General features: G+C 63.8%; 13 protein-coding genes. 5 read left to right on the forward strand and 8 right to left on the reverse strand.

Annotated elements, in window-relative coordinates:
• Positions 1 to 83: 83 nt before the first annotated feature.
• From J7E82_RS00765 to lipB, 3 genes are all read right to left on the reverse strand, one after another.
• Entirely contained in the window at positions 84 to 848 is a 765-nt protein-coding gene (locus tag J7E82_RS00765) for a DUF4191 domain-containing protein (protein WP_214859399.1), read from the reverse strand.
• Positions 849 to 923: 75 nt separating this feature from the next.
• The gene (gene lipA, locus J7E82_RS00770; RefSeq protein ID WP_214859401.1) at positions 924 to 1,943 is read right to left on the reverse strand and encodes a lipoyl synthase; all 1,020 of its coding nucleotides are present in this window, start codon (positions 1,941 to 1,943) and stop codon (positions 924 to 926) included.
• On the reverse strand, positions 1,940 to 2,608 hold the full coding sequence (lipB, locus tag J7E82_RS00775; protein ID WP_214859403.1) for a lipoyl(octanoyl) transferase LipB: 669 nt from the start codon (positions 2,606 to 2,608) through the stop codon (positions 1,940 to 1,942). The genes lipA and lipB overlap by 4 nt, the downstream gene beginning before the upstream one ends.
• Positions 2,609 to 2,747: 139 nt before the next feature.
• On the opposite strand from lipB, the gene J7E82_RS00780 reads away from it, so the two are divergent.
• Together J7E82_RS00780 and J7E82_RS00785 are read left to right on the forward strand one after the other, a co-directional pair.
• Positions 2,748 to 4,472 carry a serine/threonine-protein kinase gene (locus J7E82_RS00780; RefSeq protein ID WP_214859404.1) on the forward strand — a complete coding sequence of 575 codons (1,725 nt, stop codon included), beginning with the start codon at positions 2,748 to 2,750 and terminating at the stop codon, positions 4,470 to 4,472.
• 13 nt (positions 4,473 to 4,485) lie between these two features.
• Entirely contained in the window at positions 4,486 to 8,085 is a 3,600-nt protein-coding gene (locus J7E82_RS00785) for a S41 family peptidase (protein ID WP_214859405.1), read from the forward strand.
• 112 nt (positions 8,086 to 8,197) lie between these two features.
• Here J7E82_RS00785 and J7E82_RS00790 read toward each other — a convergent pair whose 3' ends face one another.
• The 5 genes from J7E82_RS00790 to J7E82_RS00810 all read right to left on the reverse strand — a co-directional run bounded on the left by J7E82_RS00790 (position 8,198) and on the right by J7E82_RS00810 (position 14,296).
• A complete protein-coding gene (locus tag J7E82_RS00790; protein WP_214859406.1) occupies positions 8,198 to 8,629 on the reverse strand; it encodes an OsmC family protein in 432 nt (143 codons plus the stop codon).
• 198 nt (positions 8,630 to 8,827) lie between these two features.
• On the reverse strand, positions 8,828 to 9,196 hold the full coding sequence (locus J7E82_RS00795; protein ID WP_214859407.1) for a hypothetical protein: 369 nt from the start codon (positions 9,194 to 9,196) through the stop codon (positions 8,828 to 8,830).
• 135 nt (positions 9,197 to 9,331) lie between these two features.
• Positions 9,332 to 11,059: a 2-oxoglutarate dehydrogenase, E2 component, dihydrolipoamide succinyltransferase gene (sucB, locus tag J7E82_RS00800; protein ID WP_214859408.1), complete on the reverse strand. Its 1,728-nt coding sequence runs from the start codon at positions 11,057 to 11,059 to the stop codon at positions 9,332 to 9,334.
• A gap of 109 nt (positions 11,060 to 11,168) precedes the next feature.
• Positions 11,169 to 12,551, reverse strand: coding sequence for a dihydrolipoyl dehydrogenase (gene lpdA, locus J7E82_RS00805; protein WP_214859410.1), 1,383 nt, complete (start codon positions 12,549 to 12,551; stop codon positions 11,169 to 11,171).
• A gap of 218 nt (positions 12,552 to 12,769) precedes the next feature.
• On the reverse strand, positions 12,770 to 14,296 hold the full coding sequence (locus J7E82_RS00810; RefSeq protein ID WP_214859416.1) for a leucyl aminopeptidase: 1,527 nt from the start codon (positions 14,294 to 14,296) through the stop codon (positions 12,770 to 12,772).
• A 314-nt stretch (positions 14,297 to 14,610) separates the two neighbouring features.
• Here J7E82_RS00810 and J7E82_RS00815 point away from each other — a divergent pair, with 314 nt between their 5' ends.
• From J7E82_RS00815 to J7E82_RS00825, 3 genes are all read left to right on the forward strand, one after another.
• Positions 14,611 to 15,549, forward strand: a complete 939-nt coding sequence (locus tag J7E82_RS00815) for a proteasome assembly chaperone family protein (RefSeq protein ID WP_214859418.1) — start codon at positions 14,611 to 14,613, stop codon at positions 15,547 to 15,549.
• 35 nt (positions 15,550 to 15,584) lie between these two features.
• Positions 15,585 to 16,925: a nitrate/nitrite transporter gene (locus J7E82_RS00820; RefSeq protein ID WP_214859420.1), complete on the forward strand. Its 1,341-nt coding sequence runs from the start codon at positions 15,585 to 15,587 to the stop codon at positions 16,923 to 16,925.
• Between the two features lie 62 nt (positions 16,926 to 16,987).
• On the forward strand, positions 16,988 to 18,226 hold the full coding sequence (locus J7E82_RS00825) for a DUF4192 domain-containing protein (RefSeq protein WP_214859421.1): 1,239 nt from the start codon (positions 16,988 to 16,990) through the stop codon (positions 18,224 to 18,226).
• The last annotated feature ends 88 nt before the right edge of the window (positions 18,227 to 18,314 follow it).

Consider the following 18,314-nt stretch of genomic DNA (forward strand, 5'->3'; position numbering starts at 1 on the left):
CTGGGGTTCCTGTCGTGTAGGGGGTAAAAGAGAAGCGCCCCGTCGGCGTGTTTGCCTCCGGGACGCTTCTGGACGTATCTTGGCTAGCGGCCCCGGGCGGCCTTGCGGTCTGGCCTTGCCTTGTAGGGGTCGATGCCCTTAGGAATGGGAAGCCTGGTTCCCAAGGAGGAGATGCGCTTGCTGACGGCGCTGACTTCAACCTTGGTGAGTTCGGACTTGAGCTTGCCCATGGTCTTGGCCACCTGGCTGATGGGCACCTGTCCTTCGCCACGACCGGTTTCGATGACATGGATGGTCACGTTCGGCAGGATTCGGGCCAAGCGCTTGCGCTCACCATCGATGAGGGGCTTGACGCGATGGGACGGTCCCTCGGAGACCAGGACAACGCCAGGCCGGCCAATGGCACGGAACACAGCGTCCTGGGTCCGCGGATTTACGGCAACAGGCTGGTCCTCAGTGATCCAGCCCCTCCGCAGGGTTCCAAGGGCAGCGCCGGAAGCGCCAGGCTGGTTCTCGATTTGGGCGAAGGCAGCCCGTTCGGCCCGACGGGACAGGATAAACGTCGCCGCAAGCAGGCCCAGGGGGATGCCGATGATGAGCCCCGTGATCGGGTTCTGCAGCAGGAATCCAACGAGGAAGCTTACGGCCACAATTCCAAGGAACGCCAGCAGCATCAGCCACGGCACCGTGGGATCGTGGCGACGGGTCATCTGGAAGACCTCGCCGATCTGCTTCAGCCTGCTCGGCTTCTTTGCTTTGGCTTCCTTGGGCTTCCGTGAGAAGAGTCCACGCTTGGGGGCGTCGGCAGCCGCAGGGGTCGGGTTGCTGGGATCAGGGGATTTCGCCATAGTGCCTTAATTCTACGTGATAAAGCCTGACGGCCCGACGCCGAAACTGCCAGGCGTTCGGCTGTCTGAGAGGTGCTAGGCGCTCCGGCTGCCCTGCGCGGCGAGCACTGAACTGGCCTCCTGGCGGGTGCTGCCCGAACTTTCGATGTGGGCGAGTTCGGCGGGAATTTCCCAGCCCTTCTTGCGCATGGCAGTGGCCCAGAGGCGTCCGGCCCGGTAGGAGGAGCGAACCAGCGGTCCGGACATGACGCCCAGGAATCCGATCTCCTCGGCTTCCTCCTGAAGCTCGACGAATTCCTGCGGCTTGACCCAGCGGTCTACCGGGAGGTGGCGTTCGCTTGGGCGCAGGTACTGGGTGATAGTGATCAGGTCGCAGCCCGCTTCGTGCAGGTCACGCAGGGCGCCGGAGACTTCCTCACGGGTCTCGCCCATGCCAAGAATGAGGTTGGACTTGGTGACCATACCAAGGTCGCGGCCCTGCGTGATCACGTCAAGCGAGCGATCGTAGCGGAACGCGGGGCGGATCCGCTTGAAGATCCTGGGCACCGTCTCAACATTGTGGGCGAAGACCTCGGGCTTGGAGTCGCAAATCGCCTGGATGTGCTCGGGCTTGCCGGAGAAGTCCGGGATCAGGAGCTCGACGCCGGTCCCCGGGTTGAGTTCGTGGATCTTGCGCACGGTTTCGGCATAGAGCCAGACGCCTTCGTCTTCGAGGTCGTCGCGGGCCACGCCCGTGACGGTTGCGTAGCGCAACTGCATGGCCTGCACAGACCGGGCAACCTTCGTGGGTTCGAACATGTCCACCGGGGAGGGCTTGCCGGTGTCGATCTGGCAGAAGTCGCAGCGGCGGGTGCATTCCGAGCCGCCGATGAGGAAAGTTGCTTCCTTGTCTTCCCAGCACTCGAAAATGTTGGGGCAGCCGGCCTCTTCACAAACGGTGTGAAGGCCTTCCTTCTTGACCAGGTTCTTCAGGCCGACGAACTCCGGGCCCATCTGGACTTTGGCCTTGATCCAGTCCGGCTTGCGCTCCACGGGGGTGGCAGCGTTGCGCTGTTCAATGCGCAGCAGCTTCCGGCCTTCTGGTGCCAGGGTCACAGTAGAGCTCCTTCGGTGCTCGAAACGAGTGCTTCTTCGTGCTTCCGGAATTCTTCCACGATCCTGTCCACGATGTCGGCGGGGTGAATCTCCCGGCCGGTTTCCAAGGACATGGTGGTTACGCTCGCATCCGTGATCCCGCACGCAATAATCTGCGCGTAGGGGGAGAGGTCATTGCTGCAGTTGACGGCGATGCCGTGCATGGTCACGCCGTCCAGGACACGGATGCCGATAGCACCGATCTTGCGGTCCGGGCCCTTGGAGTCGGCTTTGATCCAGACGCCGGCCCTCCCCTTGACGCGTTCGGCCTTGATGCCGTAATCCTCCATGACCGCGATCATGACCGCCTCGAGCCGCTCCACATAGTCGCGAATGCCGGAGCGGTTCTTCAACTTCAGGATGGGATAGGCGATCAGCTGCCCCGGGCCGTGCCATGTCAGCTTCCCGCCGCGGTCAACGGGGACCACCGGAGTGCCGTCGAAGGGCCTCTCATGGTCTTCGGTGAGCTTGCCGGCGGTGTAGACGGCGGCATGTTCCAGAAGCAATACGGTGCTGGGTGCCTCGCCGGTGACGACTTTGTCGTGGAGTTCGCGCTGGACGTCCCAGCCGTGCACGTAATCGACGAAATCCGGGGCAAGACCCAGCTTGGAAAACTCAAGAGTCATGGGGTCAAGCTTAGACCCCGCAGGCGTAGGCACCGGCTTTTGTGTTCAACCTCTCAGTCACGTTCGGTCGGGAGTTCTGAGGAACAGGGCCCTGTGGATAACTTCTGCAAGGATCGGCTGGATCCGGTATCACTGGGACATGGAGAACTTGGATTCCCACGTCCGGCCCGCCATACCTGGATTTACTACCATCCGGGAGCTTGGCCGCGGAGCCAGTGCCGTCGTCTGGCTTGCGAACCGGGACATTGACGGCGGCTTGTACGCCATCAAATGCCTGGAGACAGCCAAGCCAGGCGAAGCAGACGTGGACCCGGCGACCTCTGAGGACCGGGTACGGCGCGAGGTAAGAATCCTTTCGGCGATGGCCCACCAGCACCTGGTCCGGATCCACGACGTCCTGGCCTTTGGACCGGATGAACAGCACATCGGCCTCGTTATGGACTATGCTCCCGGCGGGTCAGTGGGGGAAGTGGTTGCCAGCCGGGGCCGGCTCGGTGTTGGCGAAACCGTGACTGTCCTGACCCCCATCGCACAGTGCCTGGCCTACCTCCATCACAACGGCCTCGTACATGGCGACGTTTCGCCGGGGAATTTGCTTTTCACGGAACACGGAAAACCGCTCCTTACCGACCTTGGCCTGGCACGCATGGCCGGAGATCACAATGCCGTCACCGACGGCGGGACACCCGGTTTTGTTGCACCAGAGGTTTTTGTTGGACCCGACGCCGTCGCAGCCGCGGACGTGCTCCGTCCGGAGCGGGACGTCTTCGCCCTGGCGGCCCTGGGCTGGTTCTGCCTTACCGGCGCCGCGCCGGGCAGTACCTCCAGCCGCCCTCCCTTGTCCCTTCTCGTGCCGGACGTGCCGGCTAACCTCGCCGCTGGGCTGGAGGCCGGGCTCAACCCCGACCCGCTCCAGCGGCCTACAGCAACTGAATTTGCAACAGCGGTTTTCCGCAGCGCCGCGGCAGAACCGCTGGACCTGTCGACGTCGGTGCACGCCTCCGTGGTGCCGGCCCTGCTGACCCGGCGCGAAGCCAGGGCGGGACACAGGCACGGTTGGGCCAGCTGGATCCGGTATCCCGGGAAGAAGCGGAACCCGCAGGCGACGCTCGGATTCCCGCTCGAGAGTCCTGGTCGCCGGACATTGGCTCCGGGCGGGAGCCGTACCATTCACGCCCCCCGTTACGGCCTCGGTCCGGTGACCATCTGCGCCGTCGCCGCCCTGCTGGCGGCCGGGACGGCGTCGGCGGCAGGCTGGCTGCCTCTCGACCTGCCGCAGGAAACATCGACGCGGGCACAGGCCGCAGGGCCGCAGTCGGCCGAGGTCCCCGAAGGGGTCGTCCCCTCTCAAGTCGGTGCGAGGCTGCCGGAACATCTTCTCGAGCAGGTGCGTGTGGAGGATCCGCTGCTTGCTGCCCACGGTCTAGCGGAACTTCGTTCGATGGCGATTGGCGCGACGGACCAGGCCCTTCTTGAGCGGGTGAACGTTCCTTCGTCTCCGGCAGCCTTGTCAGATAAGGAAACACTCGAGGAACTCCGCGCGGCCGGCATCGTCCTGGAGGGATTCACCACCACCCTGGAAAAGGCGGTGCTGGTGTCCGCGAGCACAGACGGACGTGCCGTGGTGGAGGTTGAAGCTGCCACTTCTGCCTACCGCGAACGTGATGCCCGCGGCACCGTTGTTGCGGACCGGTCGGCCGGCCCGGCCCGGACGGTCCAACTTGTGCTGTTGAGGAGCGAAGGCAGCTGGAAGATTTCCGAGGTTCTCGCCTCTGGCCAGGACGCCACAAGCAAGGATTCGAATACCCCCTGCAATAGGGTTCGGCCCGCCGATGAAACCTGCCGGTTGCCCGCCAACTCTTGACTATGATCGAACAATGACTTCTTCGCGTTACCTCCGTTACCCCCATCTGCACGGTGACCTGGTCACATTCGTTGCCGAAGACGATGTCTGGATCGCGCCTCTGAATGGCGGACGCGCATGGCGGGTTTCCTCTACGCAGTTGCCAGCCCGGAACCCGCGCTTCACCCCCGACGGCAAGAGGCTCGTGTGGACCGTGATCCAGGGAACTGCGCCGGAAGTCGTCACGGCCAATGTCGACGGCGGCGGTTTCCGTCAGTTGAGCTACTTCGGTCACAGCACAACCCGCGTTAAAGGCTTTACGAGCAATGGCGACGTCCTCGTCACCAGCGCCTTCCAGCAGGCCGAAGGCCGCCACACCTATGCTTACAGCCTGCCGATCGAGGGTGGCTGGGCGGCAGAGCTGCCTTTCGGCCCGGTGGAATCTGTAGCCTTCGGCCCTGAAGTGGGCGACGAGCGCCCGGTCGTCGTCGGTAGCGTGTTGTCCCGGGAACCTGCCTGGTGGAAGCGATACCGGGGCGGGACTGCAGGGAAGCTGTGGCTGGATTCCGACGGGAACGGCGAGTTTGAGCGCCTGCTGCCTGAACTGAACGGTAACTTAGCCGATCCCATGTGGGTGGAGGGCAGGATTGCTTTCCTGTCAGATCACGAAGGCTACGGCAACCTGTACTCCGTATTGCCGGACGGGAGCGACCTGCGCAGGCACACGGATCACGAGGACTTCTATGTCCGGCACGCCAGCACGGACGGCCGCCGCGTAATCTTCGAGTCGGCGGGGGAGCTGTGGTTCCTGCCGACGCTCGAGGGCGACCCGGTCAACGTCGCCATCACGCTCGGTTCCGCCTCCGAAGCCCGACGTCCTGCTTCCTTGAAAGTGGCCGGGTACCTAGGCGACATCGTTCCTGACGCCACCGGTGGGGCCAGCGCTGTGGAGACCCATGGCACTGTTCATTGGCTGCGGCACAAGGACGGGCCCTCCCGGGTCATCGAAGCAACGTCGGGGGTAAGGGCACGACTGCCTCGCCCGTTGGGCGAAGGACGCATTGCCTACATCGCCGATCACGGCGCAACAGAGGCGATCTACGTCAAGGACGTTGCGCCCCGCCTTGCGGACCGGTTTTCGGTAACCAGACGGGCAGTCCAGCAACCAGAATCCGGCAGCGAGGGCGCCCTACCGCTGCCCGTTGCCGCCTCACGTGTGACTGGAACCCTTTCCGCCCCGCCCGCACGAATCCCGTCTGCAGGTCTGGTTTCAGGGATAACGACGTCGGACGTGGCGGCAGCGGAGCCGGGTTCAGCGACGTCGAATGCAGTGCCGTCGAACACAGCGACGTCGAAGACAGCGACGTCGAAAACGGTGGGGGCAAACGGCGCAGCCGGCCCGAAAAGGCTGGACTTCCCCAAGCCGACCCGTGCCAGCGCCCTGGAGGCCAGCCCTGACGGGCGGTGGCTGGCTGTGGGGACCTCCTTCGGCGAGGTCTACGTAGCCGAGGTGGACTCGGGCGAACTGCGGCTCCTGACGAGCGTGGGCGAAGGAACCATCAGCGACCTGTCCTGGTCACCTGACTCGGAATGGGTCGTTTGGTCTGAACCGGTTACTTCCTTTGGCTCTCGCAGCAAACTCCGGACGGCCCGTCCGGCCTCTGCTGCCGAAGGCATCATCGACCTCACTGACGGACGCTTCCGCGACGAATCCGCCGTTTTCACTCCTGACGGCAAATACATTGCATTCCTGTCCAACCGCAGCTTCGACCCCGTGTACGACGGACATTCCTTCGACCTGTCCTTCCCTAGCCCAATCAAGCCCTACCTCATAGGGCTCGCGGCAGACACCCCTTCGCCTTTCGGCCCGTCAGTGTCCTTCCAGGATGTCCCGGTTGATACCGTCGTTCCCGCCGGCCTCCCGCACCTGGCTTCGGCTAATACCGAGGCAGAAGCCGCCGTGGAATCCGGGGGCAGCGACGCGACGACCACTCCGACGACGGCAGTGCCGAAAGTACGGATCGATGCCGAAGGCGTCGCTCACCGTGTGATCAGCGTTCCCGTCCCTCAAGGCAATTACTCCGCCCTCGCGGCCGTGGACGGTGCGCTCCTCTGGCTCGATGCCCCGCTGTCCGGCGTCACCGGTGACGGCAAGGGCTCCCTTCAGGACAAGGCTGCGTCTCCGGCCCTGGTCCGTTACGACCTGGCCAAACGGAAGCGGTCAACCCTGGTCGGTGCCGTGGAGCGCTACCGTGTGTCCGGGGACGGCAAAAAGGTCGCCTACGTCCTGGAGAAACAGCTCACGGTGGTCCCCTCGGATGCCAAGGTTGACGAGGACGGCGGAGACTCAGCCAAGGTGGACCTCAACCGGATCAGGGTCACTTTGGACCCGCTGGCAGTTTGGGGCCAGGCCTTCGATGAGGCCTGGCGGCTCCAGCGCGATTTCTTCTGGACAGAGGACATGGCGGGCCAGGACTGGGAAGACGTGTACAAGCGTTATCGCCCAATCGTCGAACGGCTAGGCTCGCATGACGATCTTGTGGACCTTCTGTGGGAACTGCATGGAGAACTGGGCACATCACATGCTTATGTTCGTCCGGCAGCTGTTTCCGAACCGGGAAGCAACGGCCAGGGCAGGCTCGGCGCCGATCTCCGCTTGACGGATGCCGGATGGGAAATCACCCGAATCCTTGCCAGTGAATCCTCTGACCCGCTGGCCACGTCCCCGCTGACCAGGCCGGGAGCCGACGCGAAGGCGGGAGACGTGCTGCTGGCGATTGACGGCGTCGAGCTCTCTGCCGAACGTACGCCCGCGATGCTGTTGGTTGGCGCTGCCGGGCGCACTGTGGAGCTCACACTGCTCAACGGCGCTGCCCATGGCGGGAACGCGGGCCGGCAGCGCCGTATCGCCGTGGTCCCCCTGAAGGACGAAGAGCGACTCCGCTACCAGGACTGGGTACACGCGAACCGCAGGACCGTCCGCGAGGCGTCGGGCGGAAAGTTCGGTTATCTGCACATCCCGGACATGATGGCCAACGGCTGGGCCCAGCTTCACCGCGACCTTGATACGGAGACCTCGCTGGACGGATTGATCGTTGACGTACGGCGGAACCGGGGCGGACATACGTCCCAGCTGGTGGCGGAACTGATCGGCCGCAAGGTAACCGGCTGGAGCATGCCGCGCGGCGAGAAGCCACGTACCTACCCGCATCACGCACCCCGCGGGCCCGTCATCATCCTCGCTGACGAATTCGCGGGTTCCGACGGCGACATCATCACCCAGGTGTCCAAACTCCGTGGCATCGGTCCTGTCATCGGAACACGGACGTGGGGCGGCGTGGTCGGTATCGACAATCGTTTCGCCCTTGCCGACGGTACTGGTGTAACCCAGCCCCGCTACGCCACATGGTTCGGGGGAGGCATCGGCTGGAACGTCGAGAATTATGGCGTGGAGCCCGACATCCGTGTCGACTTCCCGCCGCATGCCTACGCTGCGGGAAGCGATCCTCAGCTTGAATATGGCATCGGCGCGCTGAAGGAGATGGTGCAGGAATTGCCAACGGATCGCCCGCCGCTTCGGGAAGGCTACAGGAAGCTGCGCCCTGAGCCCTTGCCGGCCCGCCCGCAGGGCTAAGCGTCCGGCCCGGCGTTTAGGGCCGGCAGGCCTTCGCAGACAAATGAGGCCCTGCCGATGCTCTTCAAGGAGCGTCGGCAGGGCCTCAGTGTTTCTTTAGTACTCCGGCTTGTCAGGAAGCCGCGAGCGTGGCGTCGAGGGTGATCTCGATGCTGGCCAGGGCGCCGGAAACGGGGCAGCCTACTTTCGCCTCGGCGGCGATCTTCTGGAATTCGTCCTCCGAGATGCCGGGGATCTTCGCGCTCATGGTGAGGTGGCTTCCGGTGATGCCGGTGCCGGGCTTGAACGTCACGTCGGCCTTGGTGTGCACCTCATCAGGGGTGTGGCCGGCCTGGGCAAGCATGTTGCTGAACGCCATGGAGAAGCACGCAGAGTGTGCTGCAGCGATTAGCTCTTCCGGGCTGGTCTTGCCTTCGGCCGCCTCGGTGCGGGCCTTCCAGGTAACGTCGAAGGTTCCAAGGCCGGAAGAATCCAGCGTGGTGACTCCGGAACCTTCCATCAGGTCGCCGTTCCAAACGGTGTGTGCGGTGCGCGTTGCTGCCATTTCCACTCCTCAGCGTTTCTATGAATCGGCAGGCGGCGGATGCCGGCTGCCGCCGGATTCAATCCTATGGATTCCAGTGGCGCCTTGCACTGCTTGTCCGCTCTCGGTGGATTATGACCGATGACGCCTGCTGGTATCTGGCGAGGGCTTGCTGCCTCGCACGGAACCTGAGGGAGCGTCGCGAGCCAGAGGGCGGCGCTAGTTCCAGAGGGTGGCGATGGCAACGTTCAGGAGTGCCAGGCCGCCAACGCCGTGTGCCAGGCCCTTGCTGATGGGTTCTTCCTTCTTGTATTTGCGGCGGCCAATGAAGGCCAGGACAACTACAGCAAGGCCTATGGCAAATTTGATGCCCAGTTTGAAGTAGTTCGGGTTGGCAAAGTCCGGGTTGGTTGCGCCGAGGCCCGGAAGTAGGCCCATCATCACGATGCCCGTGAGGACCTGCAGCGCAGCACCATCGAATTGCCGCGGGTGCACGGTTGGCTTCTTCATGTTGCCGATCCAGATGCCCACGATCATTGCGGCGCCAACGATGTGCAGGAAGACCATGATGTTGTAGACGATATCCATGGGCTCAGTCTAGCCAGACGATTCTACGCTCCGTAGCAAACACCCCGATAGGTGCCGAAGAACGCCGACGGCGGGTCAGGTTCCGGAATTCCCGGAACCTGACCCGCCGTCGAAGATGTGCTGCTGCAGGGAAGGTTAGAGACCCAGGTCCGCTTCGAAGGCACCTTCCTCAAGGCGGGCCTTGAGGGTCTGCAGGAAGCGGCCGGCATCGGCACCGTCCACCAGGCGGTGGTCGTAGGTGAGCGACAGGTACATCATGGAGCGGATGGCGATCGAGTCGTCGCCGTTCTCGTCCTGGATCACTACCGGGCGCTTCACGATGGCACCCGTGCCGAGGATACCCACCTGCGGCTGGTTGATGATCGGCGTGTCGAACAGGGCGCCGACCGAACCGATGTTGGTGATGCTGAACGTGCCGCCAGAGAGTTCGTCGGGGCCGATCTTGCCGTTGCGGGTACGGTCAGCGACGTCGACGATCTTGCCGGCCAGGCCGGCCAGGTTCAGGCTGCCGGCGTCGGAGATGACCGGTACAAGCAGGCCCTTGTCGGTGTCGACGGCGATCGCCAGGTGCTCGGCGTTGTGGTAGGTGATTTCCTGCTTGGCTTCGTCATAGGCAGCATTCAGCTTCGGGTGCTGCTTGAGGGCCTCGGCGACAGCCTTGGCGATGAAGGGCAGGAACGTCAGCTTGACGCCATTCTGGGCCTGGAACGAGTTCTTGGCCTTGAGGCGGAGCTTGGCCACCTTGGTCATGTCCACTTCATGGACCTGGGTCAGCTGGGTTGAGATATCCAGCGACTCACGCATCCGGCGGGCAATGACCTGACGGATCCGCGGCGCCTTTTCGGTGGTGCCGCGCAGGGAGGAAACGGCTACCGGGGCCGCAGCCCTTGCGGCCGGGGCCGGAGCAGCGGCAGGGGCGGGAGCGGCCGCCTTGTTCGCCTCCGCTGCGGCAATGACGTCTTGCTTGCGGATACGACCGCCGACGCCGGTGCCAGCGACCGCGGTGATGTCAACGCCGTGCTGGTTGGCGAGCTTGCGAACCAGGGGAGTGACGTAGCCGGATTCCGCAGGAGCAGCTGCGGGGGCCGGAGCAGCAGCGGGGGCCGGTGCCGGAGCCGCCGGGGCAGCTGCGGGAGCCGGAGCCGCGGGGGCAGGGGCCTCTGCCGGGGCAGGTGCGGGAGCCGCCGGGGCTTCGGCAGCAGCGGGCGCGGCAGGAGCGGGTGCGGCAGGAGCGGCTGCCCCGGCGCCGGAACCGATGACGGCCAGGACGGAACCCACTTCTGCGGTCTCATCCTCGTTCACGCGGATTTCCTGCAGGGTGCCGGCAATCGGCGACGGGATTTCGGTGTCGACCTTGTCGGTGGAAACCTCGAGCAGCGGCTCGTCGACCTCGACGGTGTCGCCCACGGCCTTCAGCCAACGGGTGATGGTGCCTTCAGTGACACTTTCGCCGAGGGCGGGGAGTGTGACCTCGTGGCCTTCGCCGGCCGGTGCGGCAGACGGTGCAGCTTCTGCCACAGGTGCGGCAGGTGCCTCAGCGGCGGGGGCCTCTTCGGCGGCCGGGGCAGCAGGTGCTTCCTGGGCAGGAGCAGCTTCGGCGGGAGCCTCGGCTGCGGCGGAACCGGAGCCGTTACCGATGCGCACCAGGGGTGCACCAACTTCGGCTGTCTCGTCTTCAGCGACGAGGATTTCCTCGATGACGCCAGCGATCGGAGAGGGGATTTCAGTGTCTACTTTGTCGGTGGAAACTTCGAGCAACGGCTCGTCGACCTCTACCCGGTCACCTACCTGCTTGAGCCAGCGGGTGACAGTTCCCTCGGTGACACTCTCACCGAGCGCGGGCAAGTTAACGGATTCAGACATGTCGTCCCCGTTCTCCTTATTGATCTTTGTGCGGATGAATTCTGTGGTGGGCCCGTGCGCCTGGCAGATTATGCCTGGCACACGGGCCCTGGGTGTCCTGTATTTAGACTTAGCCGTGGAGCGGCTTGCCCGCGAGGGCGAGGTGGGTTTCGCCCAGTGCTTCGTTCTGCGTCGGGTGGGCGTGCACCAGCTGTGCGACGTCCTCCGGGTACGCTTCCCAGTTCACGATCAGCTGTGCTTCGCCGATCTGCTCGCCCATGCGCGAACCGATCATGTGGACGCCGACGACGGGGCCGTCCTTCTGGCGGACAAGCTTCACGATGCCGCCCGTGCCCAGGATGGAGCTCTTGCCGTTGCCGGCAAGGTTGTATTCCTGGGTTTCCACCTGGTCCTCGCCGAACTTTTCCTTGGCGCCCTTTTCGGTGTAGCCGACCGTGGCGATTTCGGGTTCGCAGTACGTGACCTTGGGGATGTTGACGTCTTCGACGATGACCGGCTTGAGCCCGGCGATTTCTTCGGCCACGAAGATGCCCTGCTGATAGCCACGGTGGGCCAGCTGAACACCCGGGACGATGTCTCCAACCGCATAGATGTTGCCGACGCCCGTGTGCAGGCGCTCGTTGGTGATCACGAAGCCGCGATCGATCGTGACACCGGCTTCCTCATAGCCAAGGTTGGCCGTGACGGGTCCACGTCCGACGGCGACGAGCAGGAGTTCGGCTTCGAAGGTCTGGCCGTCCACCAGGGTGACCTTGACGCCGTTTTCGTCCTGTTCCACGCCCTGGAAGAAAACGCCAGTGCTGAACTTGATGCCGCGCTTCTTGAAGGCGCGCTCAAGGTTCTTGATGATCGAGGCGTCTTCGTTGGGGACCAGCGAGGGAAGGCCTTCGACGATGGTGACGTCTACGCCGAACGACTTCCAGACGGAGGCAAATTCGACTCCGATCACGCCGCCGCCAAGGACGATTGCGCTCTTGGGAATGTAGTCCATGGTGAGGGCTTCATCCGAGGTGATTACGCGTCCGCCGATTTCCAGCCCGGGGAGGGAGCGGGAGTACGAGCCGGTGGCGAGGACGATGTTCTTGCCCTTGTAAGCTGTGCCGTTGACTACCACGGTGTCGGTGCCCTGAAGCTTGCCTTCACCCTCGATCACGGTGATGCCCTTGGACTTGATGAGGCCCTGCAGCCCCTTGAACTTGCCCGCGACGATTCCGTCTTTGTAGGCATTGACGGCATTGATGTCGATGCTGTCCAGCGTGACATTCACGCCGTACTTTGCGGAGTCCCGTGCGTGGTCTGCCAGTTCAGCGGAGTGCAGCAGTGCCTTGGTGGGGATGCAGCCGTTGTGGAGGCAGGTACCGCCGAGCTTGGCCTTCTCAACGAGGCCAACGGTAAAGCCCAGCTGGACGGCACGGAGAGCAGTTGCATAGCCGCCGCTACCGCCACCGAGTACCAGGATGTCAAATTCTTGCGCAGTTGCCTGATCGGCCACTTAAACGCTCCCTCGCGTGAACGATGACACGGGACTACGCGTCATCTGGTCTTGGAACTTGTTCTGCCGTGATTATGCCAGCACCAAAGTTCTCTTGCATTTGTGACTACCGTGGTTCACCTTAGCGAACCACCAATCCATGCTCCACCCTTCATGCGCGTTTGTGGAGCGCTTGTGTCCAGACTCACGTTATGTGGACATGCAGGCGTTCACATACCTCAGGAGACGCCGGAAACCAGGTCTTCCGCATAGGCAACCAAGGTGCGTACAGTGCAGCCGGTGCCCTGCTTGGGTGTGTAGCCGTACGGGCTGCCGTTATTAAAGGACGGGCCCGCAATGTCAATGTGGGCCCAGGGGATCTGCCTGCCGTCCCCGTCGCTGCCCACGAACTCGCGAAGGAAGACAGCCGCCGTCATCATTCCTCCGTGGCGTTCACCGATATTGGCAATGTCCGCGACCTGCGAATCGAGGCTGGGCCGCAGTTCCTCGGGCAGCGGCATCGGCCAGACAAGTTCGCCGGCACGGTCCGCAGCGGCTTTGAGGGCGCCGGTAACGTGCTCCGAACCCATAACCCCTGCGGTTCGGTTGCCGAGGGCGATCAGCTGGGCGCCGGTGAGGGTGGCGACGTCAATGATGGCATCGGGGTGTTCAAGGCTCGCAGCAACCAGGCCGTCTGCCATCACCAGCCGGCCTTCGGCGTCGGTGTTAAGGACTTCTACTGTCTTTCCGCCATAGACGGTGAGGACATCGGCCGGCCGCTGGGCGGCCCCTGAAGGCATGTTCTCCGCAATGCACAACCAGGCGGTCGCCTTAATGGGCAGCCCCAGTCCGGCCAGGGCCAGGACTGTATTAAGGACGACGGCGGCACCCGCCATGTCGCTCTTCATGTCTCCCATGTTGAGGGCCGGCTTGATGGAGATGCCGCCGGTGTCGAACGTGATGCCCTTGCCTACCAAGGCGATTTTCTTCGTCGCCTTGGCAGGGGAGTACTCCACCTTGACCAGGCGGGGCTGCCTGATAGAACCCTTGCCGACGCCCAGGATCCCCCCGAACCCTTCCTTTTCGAGCCTCTTCTCATCCCAGACAGTGACCTTCACCGGCAGACCCTTGGCAAGGTCCTTCGCGGCTTCGGCGAACGAATCCGGGTACAGGTGGCTCGGTGGCTGGTTGACCAGAGTCCGCGTCGTATTGACGGCCCGGCCAAGCAGCAGCGCACGCTCAAGGACCGGCTGGATTTCCTTACTGTCGGCCAGGGGCGTGAAGATGGTTACCTTCTTCACCGGGTCCTTGAGCCCGTCCTTGTTGGTGCGGTGCTCCGTGTACGCGTACGCGCCAAGAACCGCGCCCTCGGCGACGGCGGCAACATCGGCGAGCGTCGCCGTCGGCAGTGCGACGGTGACGGAAGGAATGCCGGCAAGTTGCCGAATGGCCGATCCTGCAGCCCTGCGCAGGGCTTCCGGTTCAAGTCCCTCCCCGGCTTCAACCTTGCCAATACCGGCCAGGACAAGGATGTCCGAACCGGTATCTGGGAGCCCGGGCAGTCGATGGGCCTGGTCCGGTGCGCCTGTAACGCCCAGGATTTCCAGCGAGGCCGCAACGGATTCAGCTCCCTTGGCACTGAGCGGATTGTCCAGCAGGACGGGACCGTCGGCACCCTTGCCAACTCCGATGACGAGGGCACCTGCCGGGGATTTCTTCAGGTCCCTGGAAATTGCCCCAAGGGTGATGTCAGTAGCTTTGACCACGAGGATCCGTCCTCATCTCTCTCTGGATTCGTTCAACGGGCAGCATGTTTGGCGTCCCGTCCGGACAACCCGAGGCGCCCTTAATGCCACGCCATCGGGTGTGCCTGCAGGCCGCGAAGGCCTTTTCCGATCGTAGTCTCTTGGCGGCGTAACAGGGCAAACAAATGAGAGATGCGGCACATTCGATCCTAGGAATGCTTCCCGGCTTGCCGGCGTTGTAAAACTACATAAGGCCGGAATGGCCGCCGCGGAGCAGAAGCCGATTGGCAGGCCAGCCCGACGTTAGACCAACTCCACCGTGAAAGGAACAAGCCGTGTTCGAACGGATATCCGGTTCCCTCCTGGACCCCGATGCCCTCTACGCGAGCAACATCGAGCTGTTCCACAGCCCCGAAATTCGGGGCCTCAACATGCTGATGGGCTTCACAGGATTCGCCGATGCGGGGCATGTCGTCAAGCAGATCAACGCCGAACTTCTGGACACCCTCGAGTCAGAGGTGGTGGCTGTCTTCGACGCCGACCAGCTCATCGACTACCGCTCGCGACGCCCACACGTATCCTTCGTCGAGGACCATCTCCAGGACTACCAGGCACCCCGGCTGGCCCTGTATCGGCTTTTTGACGGACTCGGACAGCCGTTCCTCCTCCTGGCGGGATTTGAGCCAGATCTCCAGTGGGAGCGGTTCTCCCGTGCCGTGCTGCGGCTGGTGGAGCAGTTGGACGTCAACCTTGTGACGTGGATCCACTCGATTCCCATGCCCGTGCCGCACACGCGACCCGTCGGAGTCACCGTCCATGGCAACCGCCCGGACCTGATCGAAGGGATCTCGAGCTGGAAGCCGACTGTGGAAGTTCCCGCTGCCGTGGGTCACATCCTGGAACTGCGCCTCGTTGAAGCCGGCCGTAAGGTGGCTGGCTATGTCATCCACGTCCCCCATTACTTGGCCGATGCCGAATATCCGAATGCGGCTGTGGCTGGCCTGGAGTACCTTGGCGCGGCGACGTCCTTGATGCTGCCTACGGACAGGCTGCGTGAATCCGGCCGGGAAGTCGGCCGCCAGATCGCCGAACAGGTCGAAGCGTCGGAAGAAGTGCGGCAGGTCGTCTCGCGGCTTGAATCCCGGTATGACGAAAAAACCGAAGGGACCGTCCGCCGTTCACTGCTCGCGGACAAGAACCATGAATTGCCCAATGCCGAGGATATTGGGGCTGCCGTGGAAGCCTACCTTGCCCGCAAGGACGCGCGTCCTTAAATCTGGTTATACGCTCCCTTGGGCATAATTGAAGGGTGAATGCACCCCGCGCCTGGCTCATCTGGACGATCGGGGTGCTGGCCTACCTTGTTGCCGTGGCCCAGCGCACCTCCTTTGGGGTGGCAGGGCTGGAGGCAACCGAGCGGTTCCACGCCAGTGCGGCTGCTGTCTCCTTCTTCACCGTGTTGCAACTGCTCGTCTATGCCGGGCTGCAGATTCCCGTTGGTATTCTCGTCGACCGCTTTGGCTCACGCGCAATGATCGCCAGTGGCGCCGTCCTCATGGGCCTGGGCCAGCTACAGCTGGCCAACGCAGACAGCGTGCCCGGGGGCGTCCTGGGCCGGGTCCTGGTCGGGGCGGGCGACGCGATGACCTTTGTCTCGGTAATACGCCTTGTGCCCCTGTGGTTCGCCCCGGCCCGCGTCCCCATCGTGACCCAGCTGACCGGCATGTCAGGACAGCTCGGCCAGCTTTTCAGCGTGGTGCCTTTTGCGATCCTGCTGAACACCGCCGGCTGGACCCCTGCCTTCCTGACCCTCGCGTCGATGTCAGCCCTCGCCGTCGTGCTGGTCCTCGCGCTCCTCAGGGACCTCCCGCCGGGGCATCCGCCGCGTGAAGCGGCGCAGGGGCTGAGGGCGACCGGAATCTCACTGACGCGCGCCTGGCTTCAGCCTGGGACACGGCTCGGCTTGTGGAGCCACTTCACTGTCCAGTTCAGCGGAAATGTGTTCGCCATGACGTGGGGTTATCCGTTCCTGGTCTCTGCGCAAGGCCTGGATACCGGAACCGTCTCGGGACTCATGGCCCTCTTTGTTGCCTCGGGCATCGTGGTGGGTCCGGGATTCGGCCGCTTCGTTGCACGGCATCCGATGCGGCGCTCAGCCATGGTTTTGCTGATCACCCTGGCTACGGCCCTGGCCTGGGCAGCCGTCCTGCTGTGGCCCGGGAAGGCCCCGCTGTGGCTCCTTGCAGGGCTAGTCATTGTTCTCGCTGTTGGTGGGCCCAGTTCAATGATCGGCTTCGATTTCGCCCGCACCTTCAATCCTGCGCATCGCATCGGCACCGCGACTGGCATCGTCAACGTGGGGGGCTTCATCGCGGCCCTCGTGACGATCTACCTCGTCGGACTGATCCTCGACGTCCTCCACGCTTCGGGTGCTTCCGGTGGCGAGCTCTACAGCCTGGCCTCCTTCCGGATTGCGCTGAGCGTGCAGTTCCTCCTGCTCGGCCTCGGAACGGTCCTCATCCTGGCCACCAGGCGCAAGGTTCGGCGACAGATGGCTGCCCAGGGAATCCATGTTCCGCCGCTCCTGCAGACCCTGGCCCAGCAGCGCAGGGAAAGGATCGAGCTGCGTCGCTCCCGGGCGGCCAAGTAATTTTGTCCACATAGCCCGGTTCGACACTGCCGCCCGTGCTGGCTACTGGGAATGCTGGAGTCATGACTTCAGAAGAGCGTTTGACCGTCTCCCGGCCGGAGGACATTCTCGGATTCGTGCCGCATACCCTTGGATACTGGCCGCACGAAAGCCTCGTGGCCATGACACTGCAGGGCAAGACCCTCGGCGCCACCCTTCGGGTGGACCTGCCTCCACCAGGCCCTGAGGAAAGCCTGGCCCTTTTCGCCACGCGCATTGGCGAGTACCTGGCCGCGGATGACCAAGCCGACGGCGTCCTCCTGGCCCTGTTCACGGACAGGGGATGGGACGACGCCTCGATTGTTAGCAGTACGCTGCCACTGCTGGACGCACTGCGTGAGGCACTCGCCGACGGCGGCCTGCCCGTGAAGGACGCGTGGCTCGTCGGAGGCGGCTATTGGCGGAGTGCGTACTGCACCGATCCGGACTGCTGCCCCATGCCGGGCAGGCCTGCGGCCGAGATCAGCGACAGTCGCCTGAACGCCGAGATGGTTTATCGCGGTAGCAGCATTGGAGAATCTCCCGGCCTGCCTGGCGCATTTACGGCAGTCAACCGGCCCGTGAACTCCTGCCTGGTTCTCGAGGCCGAGGAAAAGTACTTGGAGCAACTGCTGCCGTGGTGGCGGAACGGGGGCTGTTTCGACATGGTCCTGAAGGCGTGGCAGGAAATTCTCGCGTCGTCGGGCTCCCTGTCCATCCCCCCGGAGGCCCAGGGATTCCTGCGGGCCACGCTACGCATCCCTTCCTGGCGGGATGCGGTAGTGGTCATGGCTGCTGCGGGTATTGGAACGGCACGAGCCGGAGCGGATTCATGTGGCCTCCTCGCCGACGGCGGACAGTGTCCCCTGCGCCCGCCTGCCGCCCTGATGTCGTCCGACCCCCTGCGTGGAGAGGGAGGGACTGATGTGGAACAACAAGGTGGGTCGGACGGGCAGGTTCAGGGTTACGGAGAAGTCCTGCTGGGCCTTGAGCCACCGCTGCCCGACTGGTCCGCTATGGAAGCCCTGGAAAATGCGCTGACAGTGCTCTGCAACTCCGGCGGCGGGGAAGCGGGGGCAGCCTCGCTGACTGTCAGGGGATGGATCGAGTGGTGCCGTGGCAGGGGATCTTTCGCCGGTGCCCTGTATCGGGAAGCCCAGTCCGTGCATCCCGGGTATCGCCTGGCCGAGTTGTTGACGGAGCTGCTTCACAGGGGGACGATCTGCGGCTGGGCGCAACGCCGGGAGGCGGCCTGGCGACGTTTCGGTGAGAGAGCGGCGTAAGGAGTCCGATTCCCGGTGTCATGCACAGGCGTTCAGGACCCCCGCCGGGCAAAAACGTGCGACAATGGATGCCGAGACCCGGTTGGGT

It is taken from the genome of Arthrobacter sp. ISL-30 (assembly GCF_018613855.1).
Classification (GTDB): Bacteria; Actinomycetota; Actinomycetes; order Actinomycetales; family Micrococcaceae; genus Arthrobacter.

Excerpts from the sequence above, each read along its gene's own strand:
- J7E82_RS00795 (WP_214859407.1), bottom strand. The coding sequence starts at position 9,196 with ATGGATATCGTCTACAACATCATGGTCTTCCTGCACATCGTTGGCGCC.
- J7E82_RS00825 (WP_214859421.1), top strand. The coding sequence starts at position 16,988 with ATGACTTCAGAAGAGCGTTTGACCGTCTCCCGGCCGGAGGACATTCTC.
- J7E82_RS00785 (WP_214859405.1), top strand. The coding sequence starts at position 4,486 with ATGACTTCTTCGCGTTACCTCCGTTACCCCCATCTGCACGGTGACCTG.
- sucB (WP_214859408.1), bottom strand. The coding sequence starts at position 11,059 with ATGTCTGAATCCGTTAACTTGCCCGCGCTCGGTGAGAGTGTCACCGAG.
- J7E82_RS00790 (WP_214859406.1), bottom strand. The coding sequence starts at position 8,629 with ATGGCAGCAACGCGCACCGCACACACCGTTTGGAACGGCGACCTGATG.
- lipB (WP_214859403.1), bottom strand. The coding sequence starts at position 2,608 with ATGACTCTTGAGTTTTCCAAGCTGGGTCTTGCCCCGGATTTCGTCGAT.
- J7E82_RS00765 (WP_214859399.1), bottom strand. The coding sequence starts at position 848 with ATGGCGAAATCCCCTGATCCCAGCAACCCGACCCCTGCGGCTGCCGAC.
- J7E82_RS00780 (WP_214859404.1), top strand. The coding sequence starts at position 2,748 with ATGGAGAACTTGGATTCCCACGTCCGGCCCGCCATACCTGGATTTACT.